Source organism: Agrobacterium radiobacter (assembly GCF_040801995.1).
Lineage (GTDB): Bacteria > Pseudomonadota > Alphaproteobacteria > Rhizobiales > Rhizobiaceae > Agrobacterium > Agrobacterium radiobacter.
Map to the genome: position 1 here is coordinate 684,024 of NZ_JBEGHX010000001.1, position 19,009 is coordinate 703,032.

Here is a 19,009-nt window from a genome sequence, read left to right on the forward strand (position 1 = left end):
GCTGGATCCCGGCTTAAGGCCGGTATGACGGGAGTGTGTTGCGCGCGCCGGGCCCCGTTACGCCGCCTTGTAAGTCCGCTCCACATGAGCTTTCGTTGCCGAGACGCTGAACCGGCTGACGAGCGCCGCCAGATTGGCGCTGACATCGCTCAGATTGTGCGTGGCCGCATTGGTTTCTTCCACCATGGCCGCATTCTTCTGGGTCAGATTATCCATGCTGTTGATAGCGGCGCTGATTTCCTGAATGCCGACGGATTGCTCCTGCGCCGCCTTGGTCAGCGAGGCAATGTGTTCCTGAATATGATCCACCTTGTTGCCGATCGTATTCAAGGATTCGCCTGTCTTGTTGACCAGCGAGACGCCTTGCATCACATCCGCGGAGGATTTGGAGATCAGGGTCTTGATTTCCTTTGCGGCGTTGGCTGAACGCTGCGCCAGTTCGCGCACTTCCTGAGCAACGACGGCGAAACCCTTGCCCGCTTCGCCGGCGCGCGCGGCTTCCACGCCGGCATTCAGCGCCAGAAGATTGGTCTGGAACGAAATCTCGTCAATGACAGAGATGATCTGGGTGATCTTCTGCGATGAGTCCTCGATGGCCCCCATCGCCTTCACCGCTTCCGTCACCACATCGCGCGAGCGCGCGGCTTCAACGGCCGAGCTTTCGACGATGGCCTTGGCCTCTTCGGAACGCTGCGCCGACAATTTGGAAATGGTGGTGATTTCCTCAACAGCGGCGGCGGTTTCCTCAAGGGCCGCGGCCTGCTGCTCCGTCCGGCGGGCCATGTCGTCGGTCGCTGACGTCAGTTCGCGCGTATTGCCGGAAATCTTGTTCGCTTCCTCGACGATCTGCGCAAATGCGCCGGAGAGATTGCCGACGGCGGCGTTGAAATTGGCGATCAGCCCCTGGAATTGCAGCGCGGTCTTTTCACCGATGCTGGAGGTGAGGTCGCCATTGGCCAGCCTGTCGAGGGCGCTGTTGAGCAGTGCGAGAACATGCTCCTGCTCCTTCTTCATCTGCGCCTGTTCGGCCTCCACCTTGTGCCGCTCGGCGGCAAGCACGTCGAGATAGACGGAGATCGAATAATCCATGTCGAGAAGCGCGGCCTTGATGGTGGCGGACAAGGCGTCCTTCACCTTCCTGGCCTTCTTTTCCATGAAGAGGCCCTTCAACTCGGACTCGACCAGAGCCTTTACGATGCCATCGAGCATCAGCGCATAACCGCCGATGTACCATCGCGGCTCCAGCCCGAGCCTTGCATGGGTGCGGCCGATGGCGGTCACGGCATCGGTATAATCCGCGTTGAATGTGCCCGAGGCGATCCTTGCCCAGTGTTTGAGCTGCATGGCCTTGGCGTGCTGTACATGCGCGTCGTTCGCGAAGAACTTCGCGGTCTCCGGCACCGAGCGGACCTTCGCATAAAAACGATCGAGAGAGGCGTCGAGAGAGCCGGTGATGACGCCCTTCATGTCTGAAAGATTTTGCCGCTCACCGTGGCCGAGCCCCAGAAAATTCAGTCTTTCATCGAGTTGTCGGTCGGTTTTTTCTTGGCCATGCATGTCTAGTCATCCTGATCTGGCGCCCAATTCACGTCTCTGGCGCCGTTGCGTGATTTAGACACGTCTAAAATTAACCAAGATATAATTTCGACTGGCTGAATTTGATGTTTGTTAATTCTAAAAGGAATTTTGTCCTGCTGGAGACGCTTGAAACAAAAACGCGCCCGTCTTTTGGACGGACGCGTTTTTGCAATATCAGCGGTACAAAAACCGAATCAGACGGTCTCTGGACCTTCGGCGTGACGAACGGGGCGCTCGTTCGGGTCGCGCCCGATTTCGGCCTTCAGCGTCATCAGATCGATGAAGTGATCGGCCTGGCGGCGCAGATCGTCGGCGATCATGGCGGGCTGGGTGGCCATGGTGGAAACCACGGAAACCTTGCGGCCCTTGCGCTGCAGCGCATCCACCAGCGTGGTGAAATCGCCGTCGCCGGAAAACAGCACCAGGTGATCGACGGTCTCGGACTGCTCCATGGCGTCGACTGCCAGTTCGATGTCCATATTGCCCTTGATCTTGCGGCGGCCGAGTGCGTCGGTGAATTCCTTGGCGGGCTTGGTGACGACCTTGTAGCCGTTATAATCCAGCCAGTCGATCAGCGGGCGGATCGAGGAATATTCCTGATCTTCGATAAGAGCGGTGTAATAATAGGCGCGCAGCAGATAGCCACGCTTCTGAAACGCCTTCAGAAGCTTGCGATAGTCAATATCGAACCCCAGGCTTTTCGATGCTGCATAAAGATTGGCTCCGTCTATGAAGAGCGCAATTTTCTCCCGTGGATCGAACATTCCATCCCATTCCTTTTTTTGGAAAGGCCATTATCTGGCTTTTATTTCCGGTCGCTAACGCAAAAAATCATGTCGTATCAACGAATTTTGCGCATCGCCGTTGCGTTTTAAGTAAGCTACCTTCCCCCGTATTCCAAGACAATTCTTCTAGACATTTTGTTCATCAGACGCCAAACATGGCGGATAAGTTGCCAAAAGACGCCAAATACAGGAAAAACTTGAATTCCGCGGCCAATGGCTGTATCGGAAGCTGGAAAGCTTCGTCACGAGAAATCTTGAGTGTTTTTCGCAAGGCGCGAGGCGCAGATTCAATAGGTTAGGGCACAGCCGGTGCATCGCTAATATCGCACCGCGCTCTGATCCACGACATTACGACCCACAAAGGACAGGCAATGGCCCGCGTCACAGTAGAAGATTGCATTGATAAAGTAGACAACCGTTTCGAGCTGGTGCTTCTCGCTAGCCACCGTGCGCGCCAGATTTCGCAGGGCTCTTCCATCACGGTTGACCGCGATAACGACAAGAACCCTGTCGTTGCGCTGCGCGAAATCGCTGATGAGACGCTGTCTCCCGACGATCTCAAGGAAGACCTCATCCATTCGCTGCAGAAGCATGTGGAAGTGGACGAGCCCGAGCCCGATCCGGTCACGCTCGCCGCCTCCGCTATTGCTGATGGCGAAGACGACGACCAGCCGGAAACCGTCACTTTCGACCAGATGTCGGAAGAAGAACTGCTGGCCGGTATCGAAGGCCTTGTGCCGCCGGAAAAAAATGACGATTATTGATCTGACTTTATGACGCCTTTGGCAGGCGGTGGTTACCGTCTGTCAATAGTTGCCGTCATAATCTGATCCCTATTGATGCAGCATTGTGCGCCGACCCCAAGGTTGGCGCGCTTTCTTTTTGTGGAATATCGCATGATGCGGCAATACGAACTCGTTGAGCGAGTTCAAAAATACAAACCGGATGCGAATGAGGCCCTGCTGAACAAGGCCTATGTTTACGCCATGCAGAAACACGGCCAGCAGAAGCGGGCCAATGGCGACCCCTATATCTCGCATCCGCTGGAAGTTGCCGCGATCCTCACAGAAATGCATCTCGACGAATCGACCATCGCGGTGGCGCTGCTGCACGATACGATCGAGGACACCACCGCCACCCGCGCGGAAATCGACGAGCTATTCGGCGAAGATATCGGCCGGCTGGTGGAAGGCCTCACCAAGCTCAAGAAGCTCGACCTCGTTACCCGCAAGGCGAAACAGGCCGAAAACCTTCGCAAGCTGCTGCTCGCCATTTCCGACGACGTGCGCGTTCTCTTGGTCAAGCTCGCCGACCGCCTGCACAATATGCGCACCATGGAATACATGCCGGCCGACAAGCGCAGCCGCATTTCCGAAGAGACCATGGAAATCTATGCGCCGCTCGCCGGCCGCATGGGCATGCAGGACATGCGCGACGAGCTGGAGGACCTGTCCTTCCGTTATCTCAACCCGGAAGCCTATGAGACGGTGACGAACCGCCTGCAGGAACTGGAAACGCGCAATGAGGGCCTGATCAAGAAGATCGAGGACGAGTTGCGTGAGCTTCTCGTGGCGAACGGCCTGATCGGGGCCAACGTAAAAGGGCGGCAGAAAAAGCCCCATTCGGTTTTCCGCAAGATGCAGGCGAAGTCGCTTTCCTTCGAGCAGCTTTCGGATGTTTACGGTTTCCGTATTCTGGTGGACGATATTCCCGCCTGCTACCGGGCGCTGGGCATCGTGCACACCCGTTGGCGCGTGGTGCCGGGTCGCTTCAAGGATTACATCTCCACGCCGAAGCAGAACGACTATCGCTCCATCCACACCACCATCGTCGGACCCTCGCGCCAGCGCATCGAGCTGCAGATCCGCACCAAGCGCATGCACGAGATCGCCGAATTCGGCATTGCCGCCCATGCGCTCTATAAGGATGGCGAAAACGGGGAGGGCGATCTGCTTTCTCGGGAAAGCAACGCCTATTCCTGGCTGCGCCACACCATCGAATCGCTCGCCGAAGGCGACAGCCCGGAAGAATTCCTCGAACATACCAAGCTGGAACTGTTCCAGGACCAGGTGTTCTGCTTCACGCCCAAGGGCAAGCTGATTGCGCTGCCGCGCGGCGCGACACCTATCGATTTTGCCTATGCGGTGCACACCAATATCGGCGACACAACGGTTGGCGCCAAGATCAACGGGCGGATCATGCCGCTCGTGACCCGGCTTAACAATGGCGACGAGGTGGAGATCATCCGCTCGGGCGTGCAGGTGCCGCCTGCCGCATGGGAAGAGGTGGTGGTGACGGGCAAGGCCCGCTCGGCCATCCGCCGTGCCACCCGCATGGCCATCCGCAAGCAATATTCCGGCCTCGGTTATCGCATTCTGGAGCGCACCTTCGAGCGCGCCGGCAAGGCCTTCTCGCGTGAAGCACTGAAGCCCGTTCTTCATCGTCTCGCTCAGAAGGATGTGGAAGACGCGATCGCTGCCGTCGGCCGCGGCGAGGTCTCCTCGCTTGATGTCTTGCGTGCGGTCTATCCTGATTATCAGGACGAGCGCGTCACGGTGAAGATGACCGGCGACGACGGCTGGTTCAATATGCGCAGCGCTTCCGGCATGGTCTTCAAGATCCCCGGAAAGTCGCGCTCCGCTCTGGAGGACGACGGCGCGGCCGAAATGCTGGATGGGCCGGACCCGCTGCCCATCCGCGGCCTTTCCGGCAATGTCGACGTGCATTTCGGTGCCGCCGGCGCGGTTCCGGGTGACCGCATCGTCGGCATCATGGAAAAAGGCAAGGGCATTACCATATATCCCATTCAGGCGCCGGCGCTGCAGCGTTTCGACGATGAGCCGGAGCGCTGGATCGATGTCCGCTGGGACCTCGATGAAGCGAACAAGTCGCGCTTCATGGCGCGGGTGATGATCAATGCGCTGAACGAGCCGGGCACGCTCGCCTCCGTGGCGCAGTCCATCGCCACGCTCGATGTCAATATTCGGGGCTTGAACATGGTCCGCATCGGCACGGATTTCTCCGAGCTGGCGCTGGATGTCGAAGTCTGGGATCTCAGGCAGCTGAACCAGCTTCTGTCGCAGCTCAAGGATCTCGACTGCGTCTCGACGGTGACGCGTGCCTTCGATTGAGGCATTTTTGATCCTTTGAAGATACCGAAAGGCCGTTGTTATGCGTTAAACGCATGGCAGCGGCCTTTTCCTGTCTCTGGTCGTGGAAGTGGTTTGCGACTATTTTCTCCTCAGAAATTGAAGAGAAGGAAACGCGGCGTGCCGGTGGATGAACACCGATGAGAAACGCCAGTTCCAAACCGAAAGGACCGAAAATCATGTTTACTCCGCTTCGCAAGATCGCCCGTGCCGTCCGTGGCAAGACCACCCAGGAACGCGAATTCGAATATCTCAGCGGTTCGGTATCGAACGTCGATCTCGAATTCCGCCAGCGCGAAATCGACCGCGGCCTGTTCCGCCGGTAATGCACTCAACGCATGGCAGCCCATCGCCATGCGTATGGGGCTAGCAGATGCAGCCGTATCGGCCTGTGCATTCCTGCGTCTCGTAGACCAAGGTGAATACGCGCTTCTAGCGGGTGTCCCACACACAGCTGTCCGGTTTGACTGATATGACATGCTGCGTTTGCAATGAAGTTGACGGCGAGAGGGAGCGTATTTCCTCAACGTCTCCTTGGTCCCGGGAACAAGTTCGAGGATGCCCCAAGGATCTAATCACGTTGAATTGAATCAATCGCTTGCTGATCCTCGGGACAAGCCCGAGGATGACGTCAGAGTGTCCGGCAAGGTTTGTTATTGATCTGTCGACGCTGCGCGAACACGCGTAGGCTGGTTTCCGGCTCAAGGCCAGAATGACGGACGTGGGGATAAGTCGGCAAAAGTCCTTTGTTGTCTGCCATGCTCTTGGCTCGGCCGGGGCGATGAAATAGACTGCCCCCATGCCGTTTCGCCGCCGTGAACCCGTTGGCTTTTCAGAGAAGATTCGCGACCTGTTCTGGCCGCGAACGGGTTTTTCCCGTTCGCTGCGCTATATGAAGCTGCGCCTGCTCAGGCTTTCCGCCTCTCCGCATTCTGTTGCCGCCGGTGTCGCCATCGGTGTGGGCGTGGCGTGGACGCCGTTTCTCGGCGTTCACATCATCATCGCCATGGCGCTTGGTTTCCTCTTGCGCGTCAATCTCGTGGCGGCAGCACTAGGCACCACCTTCGCCAATCCGCTGACATTTCCTTTCATCTGGGCATCCACCTGGGAGCTGGGGCACTTCATCCTCGGCCGGCAGAAGACGGAAAGTGCCGCGCATGTGGATTTCGTGGCGCTGTTCAGCCATCTTGAATTCCGGCAGATATGGACGCCGGTGCTGGAGCCCATGACCATCGGCGCGCTTCTTCCTGCCGTCATCAGCGCAGTCATCGCCTATATCGCCGTTTATGGCCTCATCAGCGGTTTCCAGCGCCGCAAGATGGAAAATCTCGCGCATCGCGCCGCCAACAAGAATGCTTCTCTGGAGATGCTGAAATGATCATTGGATTGGGTAGCGACCTGATCGACATCCGCCGCGTTGAAAAGTCGATCGAACGTTTCGGCGAGCGCTTCACCCATCGCTGTTTCACCGATATCGAGCGCGCCAAATCTGATGGCCGCAAGAACCGCGCCGCTTCCTATGCCAAACGTTTCGCCGCCAAGGAAGCCTGTTCCAAGGCGCTGGGAACCGGCCTTGCGAACGGCGTCTTCTGGAAGGATATGGGTGTCGTCAATCTGCCGGGCGGCAAGCCGACCATGGTGCTGACCAATGGGGCAGGGGAGAGGCTGGCGGCCATGCTGCCTGCCGGCCACCGCGCCAATATTCACCTGACGATCACGGACGATTTTCCTTATGCTCAGGCATTTGTGATCATAGAAGCGCTTCCCGTGATCGATTGAGGCCCCGGCCTTGCCGCATTGGCGTTCTATTTGTGGGCGTGTGACAGAAGCGCTTCCCTTCGGGCTGGAAAGGTTCTAGAGAAGTCGCAGAAATATGAAAGCGTTGCTGGCAGTGTGAAACCGCTCCACCGCCGCAGGCTCTACAAACAACGGCCCGGAAGCCTTCGCGAAGCCGAAGAAGCCGGGAAACAATCAGGCAGGTCTTTAAGTGTCGGAAAAAGCTGAAAAGAAGCAGAACGCCCTCTGGGAGAACGTCAAGGTCATCATTCAGGCGCTGCTGCTGGCCATGGTCATCCGCACCGTGCTTTTTCAGCCCTTCACGATCCCATCGGGCTCGATGATGCCGACGCTTCTGGTTGGCGACTATCTTTTCGTCAATAAGTTCTCCTACGGCTATTCGAAATATTCGCTGCCTTTTTCGCCGAACCTGTTTTCGGGCCGCATTCTCGAATTCAGCAAGCCGAAGCGCGGCGACGTCGTGGTCTTCCGCCTGCCGCCCAATCCTGAAGTCGATTATATCAAGCGTCTCGTCGGCCTGCCGGGTGATCGCATCCAGGTGACGAACGGCGTGCTGTTCATCAACGGTCAGCCGATTCCGAAGCAGCCCGACGGCACCTTCACGTCAGATTATCGCGCCGATCCGGGCGCCAATGTGCCTGTTTTCCGCGAAACGCTTGATAATGGCGTCACCTACGACACGCTGGACCAGTCGCCCGATTCGCGTGGCGACAACACGCGTGAATTCGTGGTGCCGGAAGGCCATTATTTCATGATGGGCGACAACAGAGACAATTCGCTCGACAGCCGCTTCGATGTCGGTTTCGTGCCTGAAGAAAACCTGATCGGCCGCGCCAGCGTCATCTTCTTCTCGCTGGGCAACGACACGCCGTTCAGCCGCATTTGGGAATGGCCGGCCAACATGCGTTGGGACCGCCTGTTCAAGGTTGTGGGATGAGTAAGACCAAGCCGCTTTCCGCGGACGAAATCTCCCGTCTGGAAGCGTTGATCGGATATGAATTCAAGGACAAGGCCCGGCTCGACCGGGCCTTGACCCATGCCAGCGCCCGCTCCGCCGCGGCCGGCAATTATGAGCGGCTGGAATTTCTGGGGGATCGCGTTCTCGGCCTCTGCGTGGCGGAATTGCTGTTCTCCATCTTCCGTAACGCCACCGAAGGTGAACTCTCCGTCCGTCTCAACCAGCTCGTGAGCGCCGAATCCTGCGCCGCGATCGGCGACGAGATGGGGCTGCACAATTTCATCCGTACCGGATCCGACGTGAAGAAGCTGACCGGCAAGGCGATGTTGAATGTGCGTGCCGATGTGGTCGAAAGCCTGATCGCCACCATCTATCTGGATGGCGGGCTGGAAGCATCGCGCAAGTTCATTCTGAAATATTGGCAGGGCCGCGCAACGAGCGTGGATGCCGGACGGCGAGACGCCAAGACCGAATTGCAGGAATGGGCGCATGCCAGATTTGCGACCACGCCCTCTTACAGGATTGACGATCGCTCCGGACCGGATCACGATCCTCGCTTTACAGTGACTGTCGAAATTCCCGGCGTAAAGCCGGAAACCGGTGTCGAGCGCTCCAAGCGCGCGGCCGAGCAGGTGGCGGCAACCAGATTGCTGGAACGCGAAGGCGTCTGGCAGAAGGGCTCCACCCAGAACTGAGCGCCCGCCATAGGGTGCTAAATCGAGCGCATGGCGGACCGATAAGGCCGCATGTTGAATACCTCTGACCTTGATGGATATCATGACCGATCACGAAAACCCCGCCATTGAAGGCGAAGACAACAACCTTCCGACCCGTTCCGGTTTCGTGGCCCTTATCGGCCCGACCAATGCCGGCAAGTCGACGCTGGTCAACAGGCTGGTGGGCGCCAAGGTCTCGATCGTCAGCCACAAGGTTCAGACGACGCGCGCCGTGATGCGCGGCATCGCCATTCACAAGAATGCGCAGATCGTTTTCATGGACACGCCCGGCATCTTCAAGCCGCGCCGTCGGCTCGACCGCGCCATGGTCACCTCCGCCTGGGGCGGCGCGAAGGATGCCGATCTCATCCTGCTGCTGATCGACAGCGAACGTGGTCTTAAAGGCGACGCCGAGGCCATTCTCGAAGGCCTGAAGGATGTTCCGCAGAAGAAGATCCTCTGCCTCAACAAGATCGACCAGGTGAAGCGCGAAGACCTGCTTAAGCTTGCCGCCGCCGCCAATGAGACGGTGGCCTTCGACCGCACCTTCATGATTTCGGCCACCAACGGTTCGGGTTGCGAAGACCTGATGGATTATCTGGTGGAGGCTCTGCCGGAAGGTCCGTGGTATTACCCGGAAGACCAGATTTCCGATCTGCCGATGCGCCAGCTCGCTGCCGAAATCACCCGCGAGAAGCTGTTCCTGCGCCTGCATCAGGAGCTTCCCTATGCCTCGCATGTCGAGACGGAAAAGTGGGAAGAACGCAAGGACGGCTCGGTACGCATCGAGCAGGTGATCTATGTCGAGCGCGACAGCCAGAAGAAAATTGCGCTCGGCAAGAACGGCGATGCAATCAAGGCGATCTCCACCGCCTCGCGCAAGGAACTGTCGGAAATCCTCGAACAGCCGGTGCATCTCTTCCTGTTCGTCAAGGTGCGCGAGAACTGGGGTGATGACCCCGAGCGTTTCCGCGAAATGGGACTGGAATTCCCCCGAAACTGAAGCACATCCGCTTCACCCCTCATTCCTGTGGCAAGCACAGGAATGAGGGCGCTGGGGGATGGAACGACGTACAAATAGCGAACTGAATATCTTCACCCACCATCGGGAACCGAATACGTTCGGGCGGGTTGTTCCAAAACAATTGGGCGCAACCTTTTTTCGATGACGGATATTCATGTCGCCAAAAAAACCGAACGGAATTTCCACCACCCCGTGCCAGCAATGTCCCCTGCGCGACCTGCCGCATTTCCGCGACTTTTCCTCCTCCGAGCTAGATTTCGTCTCGCGTTTCAAGACGGGGGAACTTGCGGTGGAAGGCGGCTCCGTCATCCTGATGGAAGGCTCGCATAGCGCCCATCTTTACACCGTTTTGCAGGGCTGGGCTTTCCGTTACAAGACGCTGGAAGACGGCAGGCGGCAGATACTGAACTATGTCATGCCCGGCGATCTCGTCGGCCTGCAGGGCACGGTGATGGGGGAAATGCAGCATTCGGTGGAGGCGCTGTCGCCAGTCACCCTATGCGTCTTCGAGCGCTCGCGCCTCAATAATCTCTTCACCGACCATCCGACGCTTGCCTATGACCTGACCTGGATCGCTGCGAGTGAGGAACGCATGCTCGACAGCCATCTCCTCAGCATCGGCCGGCGCACGGCGCTGGAGCGCGCCGCCTATCTGATTGTTTTCCTCTACAGCAAGGCAAAGGCGGTCCATCTCATACAGGGGGAAACGCCGATCCCGGTCACCCAGCAGCATGTGGCGGATACACTTGGCCTGTCCATTGTCCACACCAACAAGACCTTGAGAAAGCTGGTCGATCGCGGTCTCATTCGCTGGACCGACAAGGGTTGTCTGGTGCTTGATGATGCCGGGTTGAGCCATGTGGCCAGCTGGGAAAGCGAAGAGAAGCGGCAAAGACCCTTCATCTGATCTTCTTTCGACATGTCTTTTTTAAATGACGGTGGAGCCGTAATTTGCGACTCCTGTCGTGATATCTCACTGGAGAATCATGTCGGAAACTGCAGCTTCGAGCCTTGCGGCCATCTTTTTAGGAAGAAGAAAACATATGGTGCCACAACGGGTTATCATCGTTGAGGATGAATATCTGGTGGCGCTTGATGTCGAAGCGGTTCTCCAGTCCATGGGGGTGGAAACCGTCGTCATCGCCACGACGCTGGCGCAGGCGAGACAGGCCGTTGAAGAGGACGGCGCCGATTGTGTGCTTCTCGATGTCAGCCTTACCGACGGCAAGAGCTATGATTTTGCGCGCGGGCTGCGCGATGGGGGAATTCCCTTCGGTTTCGTCAGCGGCTATGGCGACACGACGGGCTTTCCGGATGATCTCATGCATGCGCCATTGCTGGGCAAGCCCTTCGGGGAAAACGAAATTATCGATTTCGTCCTCAACCTCGTCGGCACGGTCGACAATGCCGTAAAAGAATAACGTTTCGCCGCCAGATCGGGTATGATCGGCCTTGAATCGAAATTCGGACGCGTTTCATGCAGTGGCAGGAAGAGGCAATCATTCTCGGCGTAAAACGCCATGGCGAGACGAGTGTCATCGCCGAGGTGATGACCCCTTCGCGTGGCCGCCATCTGGGGCTGGTCCGTTCCGGCCGTTCCCGCAGCATGCAGCCGGTGCTACAGGCCGGAAACCGGGTGGATGTCATCTGGCGCGCGCGCCTTCACGATCATCTCGGCGAGTTCCGCATCGAGCCGCTGCAATTGCGCGCCGCACAACTGATGGAGACGGCGACCGCGGTTTATGGCGTACAGGCCATGGGTGCTCTTCTCAGGCTTCTGCCGGAGCGTGATCCGCACCCGCATCTCTATCAGGCGCTCGATATCATTCTCGACAATCTCCACGACCCCGTCGATGCCGGGGAATTGTTCGTGCGCTTTGAACTGGCAGTGCTGAACGATCTCGGTTTCGGGCTTGATCTTACCGAATGCGCGGCGACGGGGCTGCGCACCGACCTCATCTATGTATCGCCAAAGACGGGCCGGGCGGTTTGCCGCACGGCAGGCGCGCCCTATGCGGAGCGCATGCTGTCGCTTCCGGCTTTCTTGAGCGAAGGCCAGTCGAAGGCCGCCGATCCTGACAGCCTTGCGGCGGCTTTCCGCCTCACCGCCCATTTCCTCAACCGACATGTCTACGATCCGCGTGGGCTCAACGAAAACGCCGCCCGCGACGGTTTCGTGCAGGCGGCGCTGAAGGCGCTGGAAGGCCGGGCGACTGAGGGGAAGGTGATGCCGCCCGCGCTCGATAAGGCTGTCTGACTAGGCCATTGCAGGCCTCGGGGCCGGTTGCTCCTGAATGGGCCAATGCACGATGGCCGCAAAAATCCCCATGCCGACGCCCAGCCACCAGACGAGATCATAGGAACCCAGCCTGTCGTAAAGGAAGCCGCCGAGCCAGACGCCGAGGAACGAGCCGATCTGGTGCGACAGGAACACGACGCCGCCGAGCATGCCGAGATGGCGGGTGCCGAACATGATCGCCACCAGCGCATTGGTCGGCGGCACGGTGGAAAGCCAGAGGATGCCCATGACGGCGGCGAAGATGATGACCGAAAGCGGCGATTGCGGCAGAAGCAGGAAGGCTGTGACGGCGACAGAGCGGGCGATATAGATATAGGCGAGCAGATAGGGTTTCGAATAACGCTGGGCAATGACACCGGCGGCAAGCGACCCGATGATGTTGAAGAAGCCGATCAGCGCCATGGCGATGACGGCGTAGCGCGGTTCGATGCCGATATCGCCGAGATAGGCCGGGAAATGCGCGGTGATAAAGGCCACCTGAAAACCGCAGACAAAAAAGCCGGTGGTCAAAAGCAGGTAGCTTTTATGGCCGAGCGCCTCCTTCAGCGCTTCGCCTGCCGTCTGCTGGAACTGCGCCTGCGACTGGCTGCCGGAAGAGGAATTGCCGCGCATGAAGAAGGCGAGCAGCGGCACGAGCATCATCATCGCGGCAAGCCAGACGAGGCTGTCCGACCAGCCATAGGTGGAAATCAGCCCCTGACTGATCGGTGCGAACAGGAACATGCCGGCTGAGCCCGCCGCCGTGCCGATGCCGAAGGCGAGCGAACGCTGCTGCGGCGCGACATGGCGTGCAAAGGCCGAGAGGATGACGCTGAAGGAACCGGCGGCAATGCCGAGCCCGACGAGCACGCCGCCGCCGAAATGCAGCCAGAAGGGCGAGGTGCCAAAGGACATGCAGATGAGGCCGGCAGCATAAAGCAGGCCGGAGAGAACAAGCACGCGGCCCGTGCCGTATTTATCGGCGATGGCGCCGAAGAAGGGCTGGCCGAGACCCCAGAAGAGGTTCTGCAGGGCCATGGCGAGACCGAAGGTGGAACGGTCCCAGCCGGTATCGGCAAGCATCGGCAGCTGGAAGAAGCCCATGGCCGAACGCGGCCCGAAGGTCATGACGGCAATCAGTGACCCGGCGGCGATAATCAGCCAGGGCATTGTCTGGCGTGTGGCTTGCAACATGAATATTCCCCCATCGCGGCGCCTCGTCCCAAAAAAGAGGGACATGGCCTGCCGCGGATTCCGCTATGATGGGATGAATATTATCTTTTGTCAGCCAGTCCCACTAGCGACTTTTCTTGACGGCCACTATTCATGCGATTGATGGAATACGGCCGGAGAGAAGACGATGAAACAGAATATCTACGACGATCCAGGGTTTTTTGAGCGTTACAGCGCCATGCCGCGCTCCGTGGAGGGCCTGCGTCAGGCCGGCGAGTGGCATGAATTGCGTGCCATGCTTCCGCCCCTGAAAGACAGGAGCCTTCTTGATCTCGGTTGTGGTTTCGGCTGGCATTGCCGTTTTGCCGCAGAGCAGGGCGCGCGCCATGTCGTTGGCGTTGATCTCTCGGAAAACATGCTGCACCGCGCCGCCGAAATAAATGGCGGGCCCGGCATCGAATACCGCCGCGCTGCCATCGAAGACATCGATTTTCCGCAGGAGAGTTTCGATGTGGTGCTGAGTTCTCTCGCCCTGCATTACGTCCGCGATCTCGACTTGGCATTCGCGAAGATTTTCACCGTACTGAAATCCGGCGGCGATTTCATCTTTTCCATCGAACATCCCGTTTTCACGGCGCTGGAAAAACAGGACTGGTTTTATGGCGAGGATGGCGAAATCCTGCACTGGCCGCTCGATAATTATCAAAGTCAGGGCGTGCGCCACTCCAACTGGATGGCGGACGATGTGGTCAAATATCACCGCACGGTGTCAGGCCTTCTCAATGGTCTCCTGGCTGCCGGATTTGTTTTGGCGCGGCTGGCGGAGCCGAGGCCTGATCCGGCCTTGATGGCCGAGCGGCCTGAACTGAAGCACGAAGACCGCCGTCCGATTTTTCTGATCGTCGGGGCGCGCAAGCCGTGATCGTGCTCGTTCCTTTCCTCATCCCTGTACTTGTCACAGGGATCCAGCCAGCCCAAGTCTTTGGGCTGAAAGGGGTCTCTCTGCCGCGCAGACGCGCGTCGGCTGGATTCCTGTGACAAGCACAGGAATGAGGGAGAGAAGAGGGTGTGCCAGCCTTTGAAAACATGGCGCTGTGGTCTGTGGGTTGGGTTTGACCCGCACCAGCAACTTACCGCCGTTTGATCGTCCAGCCTTCCGGCCGTTCCTCGACCACCTTTGCCACATCGCCGACGGACAGCTTGCCCTGGCTGCGCGGCGTCACATTCCAGCCGAAGAGCGGGCCGGGCACGCGCCGGTCGCCGGACATGCGGATGCGGCCCATGGCTTTCATGGGGGAGGGCACATCGCGCGAGCCGGTGGTCTGATCCTGCGTGGTCATGATGCAGCGGGCGCAGGGCTTGACGAGATCGAAGCGAATGCCGCCAATCTCGATGGCCGCCCAGCGGTCCTCAGCCCATGGCTCGTCCGTGTCAAGCACGATATTGGGCCGGAAACGCTCCATGCCAACAGCGTCTTCGCCATTGGCGCGCATATTGTCGTTCAGCGCGGCAAGCGAAGCGGTGGTAGTGACAAGGATCTGGTAGCCGTCCGCAAAGGTGACGGGCGTTTCGTTGCCCGTCCATTCGAGGCTCGCAATACGTTTCGAGGTATCATCAAAAAAGGCGAGCTTCACCTCGCGCCCGAGCCATGCCGATAGCGTGCCATTGGTCTCGTCATCGGCGATATTGGCGCTGACGATCGATTTCCACACCGCCACATCCATGCGCTGCCCGGATGGCCTTGCGAAAATCTCGCCGTCCTTGTCGCGCGCCAGCACCATGCCACCATCCTCATGCCGGGCCAGAACCGTGGCGATGGCGGGCAATTCGCGCTGGGTGATGAAATGGCCGGAGGGATCAGTGAGCATGGCGCGGCGGTCACCCGGCAGGCCTTCGGCCGAAACGGCGCTTTCGGAGAGAGGGATACCGCGCGCGCTTTTCAGCGGATAGATGTTGAGTTCGGTCACACGCATCTCGGGTCTCCTTAGATCTCGTCGAGAAACAGGTCCAGCACCTGTTTCAGCCGCTCATGGCGGGCCTTGGCCATCTGCCGGCCTGTCTCGGTGCGAAAACCGTCGGCCAGCTTGAACAGTTTGGTTTCGAAATGGTCGATGGCAAAGGCGCGGTCGTCAAGCGGCCGGTCCTTCGCCAGCGGGTCGACCGGATCGTAAAGTGCCGAGCCCATGCGCCCGGCAATATAAAAGCAGCGCGCCGCCCCCACCATGCCGATGGCGTCCAGCCGGTCGGCATCCTGAAGGATTTTCGCCTCCAGCGTCTGCGGTTCGATATTGGCGGAAAAGCTGTGTGTGGTGATGGCATGGGCGGCGGCGTCAATATCTTTCTGCTGCCAGCCAAGCCCGGCCAGAATGCCGGCTGCCTTTTCTGCCGCCAGCCTTGAGGCCTGCGCGCGCAGCGGTGAGTTCTTCTCCACCGCCACACAATCATGCAACAGCACGCTGGCGGCCAGCACGGTGCCATCGCCGCCTTCGCCCACATGGATGCGCATGGCGTTGCGGAAGACGCGGTGAATATGGGCAAGATCATGCGAACCGTCGCCGCTGTCCGCGGCGTGTGGTATCAGGTCCTGCGCAAGCGCCGCATAGGGCGCGAAAGCCTCGGCAGCAATCATGCCTGCGGCTTCCGGGTGAGGATTTTCTGGTAGAACAGGCCGATGCCGATGAGCACCGCGCCGAGCCCGATGAAGGACAGCGCCCTCAGCACGCCTTCGAGATTGCTCATGTCGATCAGGAACGCCTTGGCAACCGAGATCAGCACGAAGGCGGCCGATGCCAGACGCAGGCTGCGGGCATTAAAGCGCGAGCCAAGCACGAGCAGCAACACGCCGATCAGCAGCCAGACCACCGAATAGCTGTAGGTCTCGCCCTGCAGGAAACCCTTCCAGTCGGCAATATTTTCGCCCTGCCAGAAGCGGCGCACTGAAAGCGTGGCCCAGGCAAAACCGAGCGCTGCGCCCGCCACCGCCAGCATGCTGACATAGGGCGGTGGACGTTTTCCCCGCGCGTAATAGGCAAGGCCGCCATAGGCGAGCGCCGGCAGGAGGTAACCGATCAGCAGCAGGTTGAGGAACGGGATGCGGCCGGTATTTTCGCCGGTGAAATAGGGGTTGAGCGTGAAGAAATGCATCGTCAGCACGTTGATGACGGCAATCACGCCGGCAAGCATCGAGCCGTAGCGGAAGATGGGGCTGGGGCTTTTCAGATCGAGCGTCATCAACACGCCCGAGAAGCCGATGGTCAGCAGCGTATAGATCGATTGTTCGCCAAGCGTCGGCACACTGTCATCCAGCGTGCCGCCATTCATTGCGTGGCGGATGAGGATGGCGACGGCGAGAAGACCCATGACGCTGGCAATCGCCTGCAGGAAGTTCTTCGCCCTGACCCCCGGCCAGTCGCGCAGCAGCCATGCCGAGGCGACGGCCAGCAGTGCGGGAATGCCGTAACCCGGAAGAAGCGCGTTGAAGACCGGCGTGAGCCCAAGATTTTGCGGCCCGACAATGGTGGGTTCCCAGGCGATGCGGCCGAGAACGGCAACGCTTGCCACGGCCATCACCCAGGGCAGAACCTCCCAGTTGCGGTAACGGCTGGCCAGCACATAGATGAAACCGATGACCGAAAGGAGAACGGTTGTCACCAGCCCCTCCGTCAGCGTGTGCAGGCTGAGCGCGAAGGCGGCGAAGGAGCCGAGCACGAGGATGTTGAGCGGTTTGCGATAGGTCTCATTGTTCTGCCGATGCAGCCATTCGGCACCTGCAATCAACACGAAGCCGAGGCCGAGGCCATAGGCGGCGTGCAGCCAGTCGCGGCCAAGATTGCCGTATTCGACAAAGCTTGCGGTGGCGAGCCAGACCGGGAATAGCGCGGCGATACCAGCCCAGAGCTGGGCGAAATCCGCGTCGTCAGCACCCTCGCGCTTCAGGAAGGAGAAGGCGGACAGCACGAAGACGCCCCCGAGGCCGAGCGCCATGGCGATTTCCGCCGTGTAGCCAACCGACACGGGCGGAAGCGATACGGCCGTATCGTTGATGACGCCGATGAAGTCGAGACCCTGACGTGACATCAGCGATACCGCAGCCTGCGCGCCAAGTGCTGCGATAATAGCGGGCCATACCGCATAGTGGCGGGCGGCGCCAAGGGCCGCAAGGGCGGCTATGAGCGCTGAAACGATCAGGGCCGGATGAGTATCGACTCCGCCATCGGCAAAAAGGAAGCCGATTGCCGGCAGGATCACGGCCATCGAGACGGTGAGATTGAGGGCGAGTGACGGGCGTAGCAGAAGCCGCATGGCGCGGACGGCGCGTCGCTCGGGCGCTGCGGTTTCGGCAGTTTGGGCGGGCGGCGTGTCGAATGCCTTGCCGGGCCAGAGGAATATTGTTCCCGCCAGCATGACGAGCAGGGCAAGTGTTGGCGGTTCGGCGCTGATCGTTTCGGAAAAGTCGATATAGCCGAGCGCCCAGAGGCCAAGCCCGGCATTGGCGAGAGAGGGAACCACGGTCCAGCCCTGCCTGCGCGCCGCTGCCGCCGTTGCCAGCCAGGAGACGGTGAGGAAGACGAAGAGCGCCCAGATATTCGGCGTTTCGGTGGAAATCAGCGCGGGTGTCAGCATCGAACCGAGAAGGCCGAGACCGGCCAGCGCCTGCCCGTGCAGCAGCGAAAGCCCGATGGTGGCGAAAGCGACGAGGCCAAGCAGGCCAAAAGCCGCGCCGGGACCGATATAGTCGTAAATGCCATAGGCTGCATAAACCACGCCGAACAGCGTCAATGCGCCCGCCGCCGTCAGCACGCCCGGTATCATGGCGTTGGAATAGGTGGTGGCGATGCCCGGCACCGCCTTGCGGCGGATCGCTTCGCCGGCAAGCCCGAGAACAAGACCGAAAATGGCGGCGAGCGAAAGCCGCACGGCCGGGCTGAGCAGGCCCGATTCGATCGAATATTTAACGAGGAAAATGCCGCCGAGCGCCAGCGCCAGTCCACCGGCCCAGACCGCCCAGCGCGCGCCGATCAGGCTTTCGAAGCTTTCTTTCGTCGCAGGAGTGGATACGGCCTCGGCGGCAGGCGCAGGTTGGGCCTCCTCGCGCGCCAGCTCTTCCGATGCTGCCATGGCGGCGGCATCTTCGGGCTCGGATGCGTATTCAGCCTGGAAGGCTGTGTCTTCCGCAGGGGGCGTGCTTGGCTCTTCCGCCTCGAAATCCGGTTTTACCGTGGATTCCGTGCTCTCCGTTTGCACTGCCGCAGCCGACGTCACGCCCGCAGCCATCAGCCGCTTGAGGCTGTGCACCTCCCGTTCGAGCGACTTGATTCGGCTTGAATTGCGGATGCTCGCGACCAGCGTGTAGATGAAGGCCGCGACGAGGGCGAGGATAAACAGCGGGATTTCCAAACGGACTCTCCAATTACGAAGCTGTTTTTAAAGCCCTTTTGGTGAATTTATGCAAGGCCCGGTTGATGAATGGTGTGGGTGGCGCGGGGGTAAGCATATGCCATTTGTTTCTTCTCCCCGACGGTGAGAAAAAATGGGTGGCCTCCGCTCGATC

18 protein-coding genes are annotated in these 19,009 nt (G+C 59.5%); 12 read left to right on the forward strand and 6 right to left on the reverse strand.

From position 1 onward, the window contains the following. Positions 1-57 precede the first annotated feature (57 nt). Together MRBLRC7O_RS03400 and MRBLRC7O_RS03405 are read right to left on the reverse strand one after the other, a co-directional pair. The gene (locus MRBLRC7O_RS03400) at positions 58-1,557 is read right to left on the reverse strand and encodes a methyl-accepting chemotaxis protein (RefSeq protein WP_003509958.1); all 1,500 of its coding nucleotides are present in this window, start codon (positions 1,555-1,557) and stop codon (positions 58-60) included. Positions 1,558-1,772: 215 nt separating this feature from the next. After that, entirely contained in the window at positions 1,773-2,342 is a 570-nt protein-coding gene (locus tag MRBLRC7O_RS03405) for a LabA-like NYN domain-containing protein (RefSeq protein WP_003509957.1), read from the reverse strand. Positions 2,343-2,734: 392 nt separating this feature from the next. Between MRBLRC7O_RS03405 and rpoZ the strand changes: the two genes are divergently transcribed. The 11 genes from rpoZ to recO all read left to right on the forward strand — a co-directional run bounded on the left by rpoZ (position 2,735) and on the right by recO (position 12,264). Next, positions 2,735-3,127 carry a DNA-directed RNA polymerase subunit omega gene (gene rpoZ, locus MRBLRC7O_RS03410; protein ID WP_020009554.1) on the forward strand — a complete coding sequence of 131 codons (393 nt, stop codon included), beginning with the start codon at positions 2,735-2,737 and terminating at the stop codon, positions 3,125-3,127. Positions 3,128-3,259: 132 nt separating this feature from the next. After that, entirely contained in the window at positions 3,260-5,494 is a 2,235-nt protein-coding gene (locus MRBLRC7O_RS03415) for a RelA/SpoT family protein (protein WP_003509955.1), read from the forward strand. Between the two features lie 197 nt (positions 5,495-5,691). After that, positions 5,692-5,838, forward strand: coding sequence for a hypothetical protein (locus MRBLRC7O_RS03420; RefSeq protein ID WP_003496944.1), 147 nt, complete (start codon positions 5,692-5,694; stop codon positions 5,836-5,838). 473 nt (positions 5,839-6,311) lie between these two features. Next, complete coding sequence (locus MRBLRC7O_RS03425) at positions 6,312-6,890, forward strand: DUF2062 domain-containing protein (RefSeq protein ID WP_003509953.1); 579 nt, start codon at positions 6,312-6,314, stop codon at positions 6,888-6,890. Then, positions 6,887-7,291, forward strand: a complete 405-nt coding sequence (acpS, locus tag MRBLRC7O_RS03430; RefSeq protein ID WP_003509952.1) for a holo-ACP synthase — start codon at positions 6,887-6,889, stop codon at positions 7,289-7,291. The genes MRBLRC7O_RS03425 and acpS overlap by 4 nt, the downstream gene beginning before the upstream one ends. Positions 7,292-7,499: 208 nt before the next feature. Continuing rightward, a complete protein-coding gene (lepB, locus tag MRBLRC7O_RS03435; RefSeq protein WP_060723996.1) occupies positions 7,500-8,246 on the forward strand; it encodes a signal peptidase I in 747 nt (248 codons plus the stop codon). After that, positions 8,243-8,962, forward strand: a complete 720-nt coding sequence (gene rnc / locus MRBLRC7O_RS03440) for a ribonuclease III (protein WP_080866037.1) — start codon at positions 8,243-8,245, stop codon at positions 8,960-8,962. Before lepB ends, rnc begins: the two co-directional genes overlap by 4 nt. A 73-nt stretch (positions 8,963-9,035) precedes the next feature. After that, on the forward strand, positions 9,036-9,986 hold the full coding sequence (gene era / locus MRBLRC7O_RS03445) for a GTPase Era (protein WP_161974047.1): 951 nt from the start codon (positions 9,036-9,038) through the stop codon (positions 9,984-9,986). Positions 9,987-10,161: 175 nt separating this feature from the next. Next, complete coding sequence (locus tag MRBLRC7O_RS03450) at positions 10,162-10,914, forward strand: Crp/Fnr family transcriptional regulator (protein WP_020813373.1); 753 nt, start codon at positions 10,162-10,164, stop codon at positions 10,912-10,914. A 136-nt stretch (positions 10,915-11,050) separates the two neighbouring features. Continuing rightward, positions 11,051-11,428 (forward strand): response regulator, encoded by a 378-nt coding sequence (locus tag MRBLRC7O_RS03455; protein WP_031234546.1) that lies wholly within the window; start codon positions 11,051-11,053, stop codon positions 11,426-11,428. Positions 11,429-11,484: 56 nt separating this feature from the next. After that, complete coding sequence (gene recO, locus MRBLRC7O_RS03460; protein WP_060723998.1) at positions 11,485-12,264, forward strand: DNA repair protein RecO; 780 nt, start codon at positions 11,485-11,487, stop codon at positions 12,262-12,264. Here recO and MRBLRC7O_RS03465 read toward each other — a convergent pair whose 3' ends face one another. After that, the gene (locus MRBLRC7O_RS03465) at positions 12,265-13,479 is read right to left on the reverse strand and encodes an MFS transporter (protein WP_162690763.1); all 1,215 of its coding nucleotides are present in this window, start codon (positions 13,477-13,479) and stop codon (positions 12,265-12,267) included. Positions 13,480-13,645: 166 nt separating this feature from the next. On the opposite strand from MRBLRC7O_RS03465, the gene MRBLRC7O_RS03470 reads away from it, so the two are divergent. Continuing rightward, positions 13,646-14,380 (forward strand): class I SAM-dependent methyltransferase, encoded by a 735-nt coding sequence (locus MRBLRC7O_RS03470; protein WP_080866038.1) that lies wholly within the window; start codon positions 13,646-13,648, stop codon positions 14,378-14,380. A 208-nt stretch (positions 14,381-14,588) separates the two neighbouring features. Here the strand turns inward: MRBLRC7O_RS03470 and MRBLRC7O_RS03475 are convergent, their stop codons facing one another. From MRBLRC7O_RS03475 to MRBLRC7O_RS03485, 3 genes are read right to left on the reverse strand one after another with little or no spacing between them, the layout of a single operon-like run. Further along, a complete protein-coding gene (locus MRBLRC7O_RS03475) occupies positions 14,589-15,431 on the reverse strand; it encodes an MOSC domain-containing protein (protein ID WP_003501958.1) in 843 nt (280 codons plus the stop codon). Between the two features lie 11 nt (positions 15,432-15,442). Beyond that, on the reverse strand, positions 15,443-16,087 hold the full coding sequence (locus MRBLRC7O_RS03480) for an HD domain-containing protein (protein ID WP_080866039.1): 645 nt from the start codon (positions 16,085-16,087) through the stop codon (positions 15,443-15,445). Continuing rightward, positions 16,084-18,855: a DUF2339 domain-containing protein gene (locus MRBLRC7O_RS03485; protein WP_162690764.1), complete on the reverse strand. Its 2,772-nt coding sequence runs from the start codon at positions 18,853-18,855 to the stop codon at positions 16,084-16,086. The genes MRBLRC7O_RS03480 and MRBLRC7O_RS03485 overlap by 4 nt, the downstream gene beginning before the upstream one ends. Positions 18,856-19,009: the final 154 nt, after the last annotated feature.

Coding starts and splice junctions, on each gene's coding strand:
- MRBLRC7O_RS03400 (WP_003509958.1), bottom strand. CDS start 1,557: ATGCATGGCCAAGAAAAAACCGACCGACAACTCGATGAAAGACTGAAT.
- MRBLRC7O_RS03405 (WP_003509957.1), bottom strand. CDS start 2,342: ATGTTCGATCCACGGGAGAAAATTGCGCTCTTCATAGACGGAGCCAAT.
- rpoZ (WP_020009554.1), top strand. CDS start 2,735: ATGGCCCGCGTCACAGTAGAAGATTGCATTGATAAAGTAGACAACCGT.
- MRBLRC7O_RS03415 (WP_003509955.1), top strand. CDS start 3,260: ATGATGCGGCAATACGAACTCGTTGAGCGAGTTCAAAAATACAAACCG.
- MRBLRC7O_RS03420 (WP_003496944.1), top strand. CDS start 5,692: ATGTTTACTCCGCTTCGCAAGATCGCCCGTGCCGTCCGTGGCAAGACC.
- MRBLRC7O_RS03425 (WP_003509953.1), top strand. CDS start 6,312: ATGCCGTTTCGCCGCCGTGAACCCGTTGGCTTTTCAGAGAAGATTCGC.
- acpS (WP_003509952.1), top strand. CDS start 6,887: ATGATCATTGGATTGGGTAGCGACCTGATCGACATCCGCCGCGTTGAA.
- rnc (WP_080866037.1), top strand. CDS start 8,243: ATGAGTAAGACCAAGCCGCTTTCCGCGGACGAAATCTCCCGTCTGGAA.
- era (WP_161974047.1), top strand. CDS start 9,036: ATGGATATCATGACCGATCACGAAAACCCCGCCATTGAAGGCGAAGAC.
- MRBLRC7O_RS03450 (WP_020813373.1), top strand. CDS start 10,162: ATGTCGCCAAAAAAACCGAACGGAATTTCCACCACCCCGTGCCAGCAA.
- MRBLRC7O_RS03455 (WP_031234546.1), top strand. CDS start 11,051: ATGGTGCCACAACGGGTTATCATCGTTGAGGATGAATATCTGGTGGCG.
- recO (WP_060723998.1), top strand. CDS start 11,485: ATGCAGTGGCAGGAAGAGGCAATCATTCTCGGCGTAAAACGCCATGGC.
- MRBLRC7O_RS03465 (WP_162690763.1), bottom strand. CDS start 13,479: ATGTTGCAAGCCACACGCCAGACAATGCCCTGGCTGATTATCGCCGCC.
- MRBLRC7O_RS03470 (WP_080866038.1), top strand. CDS start 13,646: ATGAAACAGAATATCTACGACGATCCAGGGTTTTTTGAGCGTTACAGC.
- MRBLRC7O_RS03475 (WP_003501958.1), bottom strand. CDS start 15,431: ATGCGTGTGACCGAACTCAACATCTATCCGCTGAAAAGCGCGCGCGGT.
- MRBLRC7O_RS03480 (WP_080866039.1), bottom strand. CDS start 16,087: ATGATTGCTGCCGAGGCTTTCGCGCCCTATGCGGCGCTTGCGCAGGAC.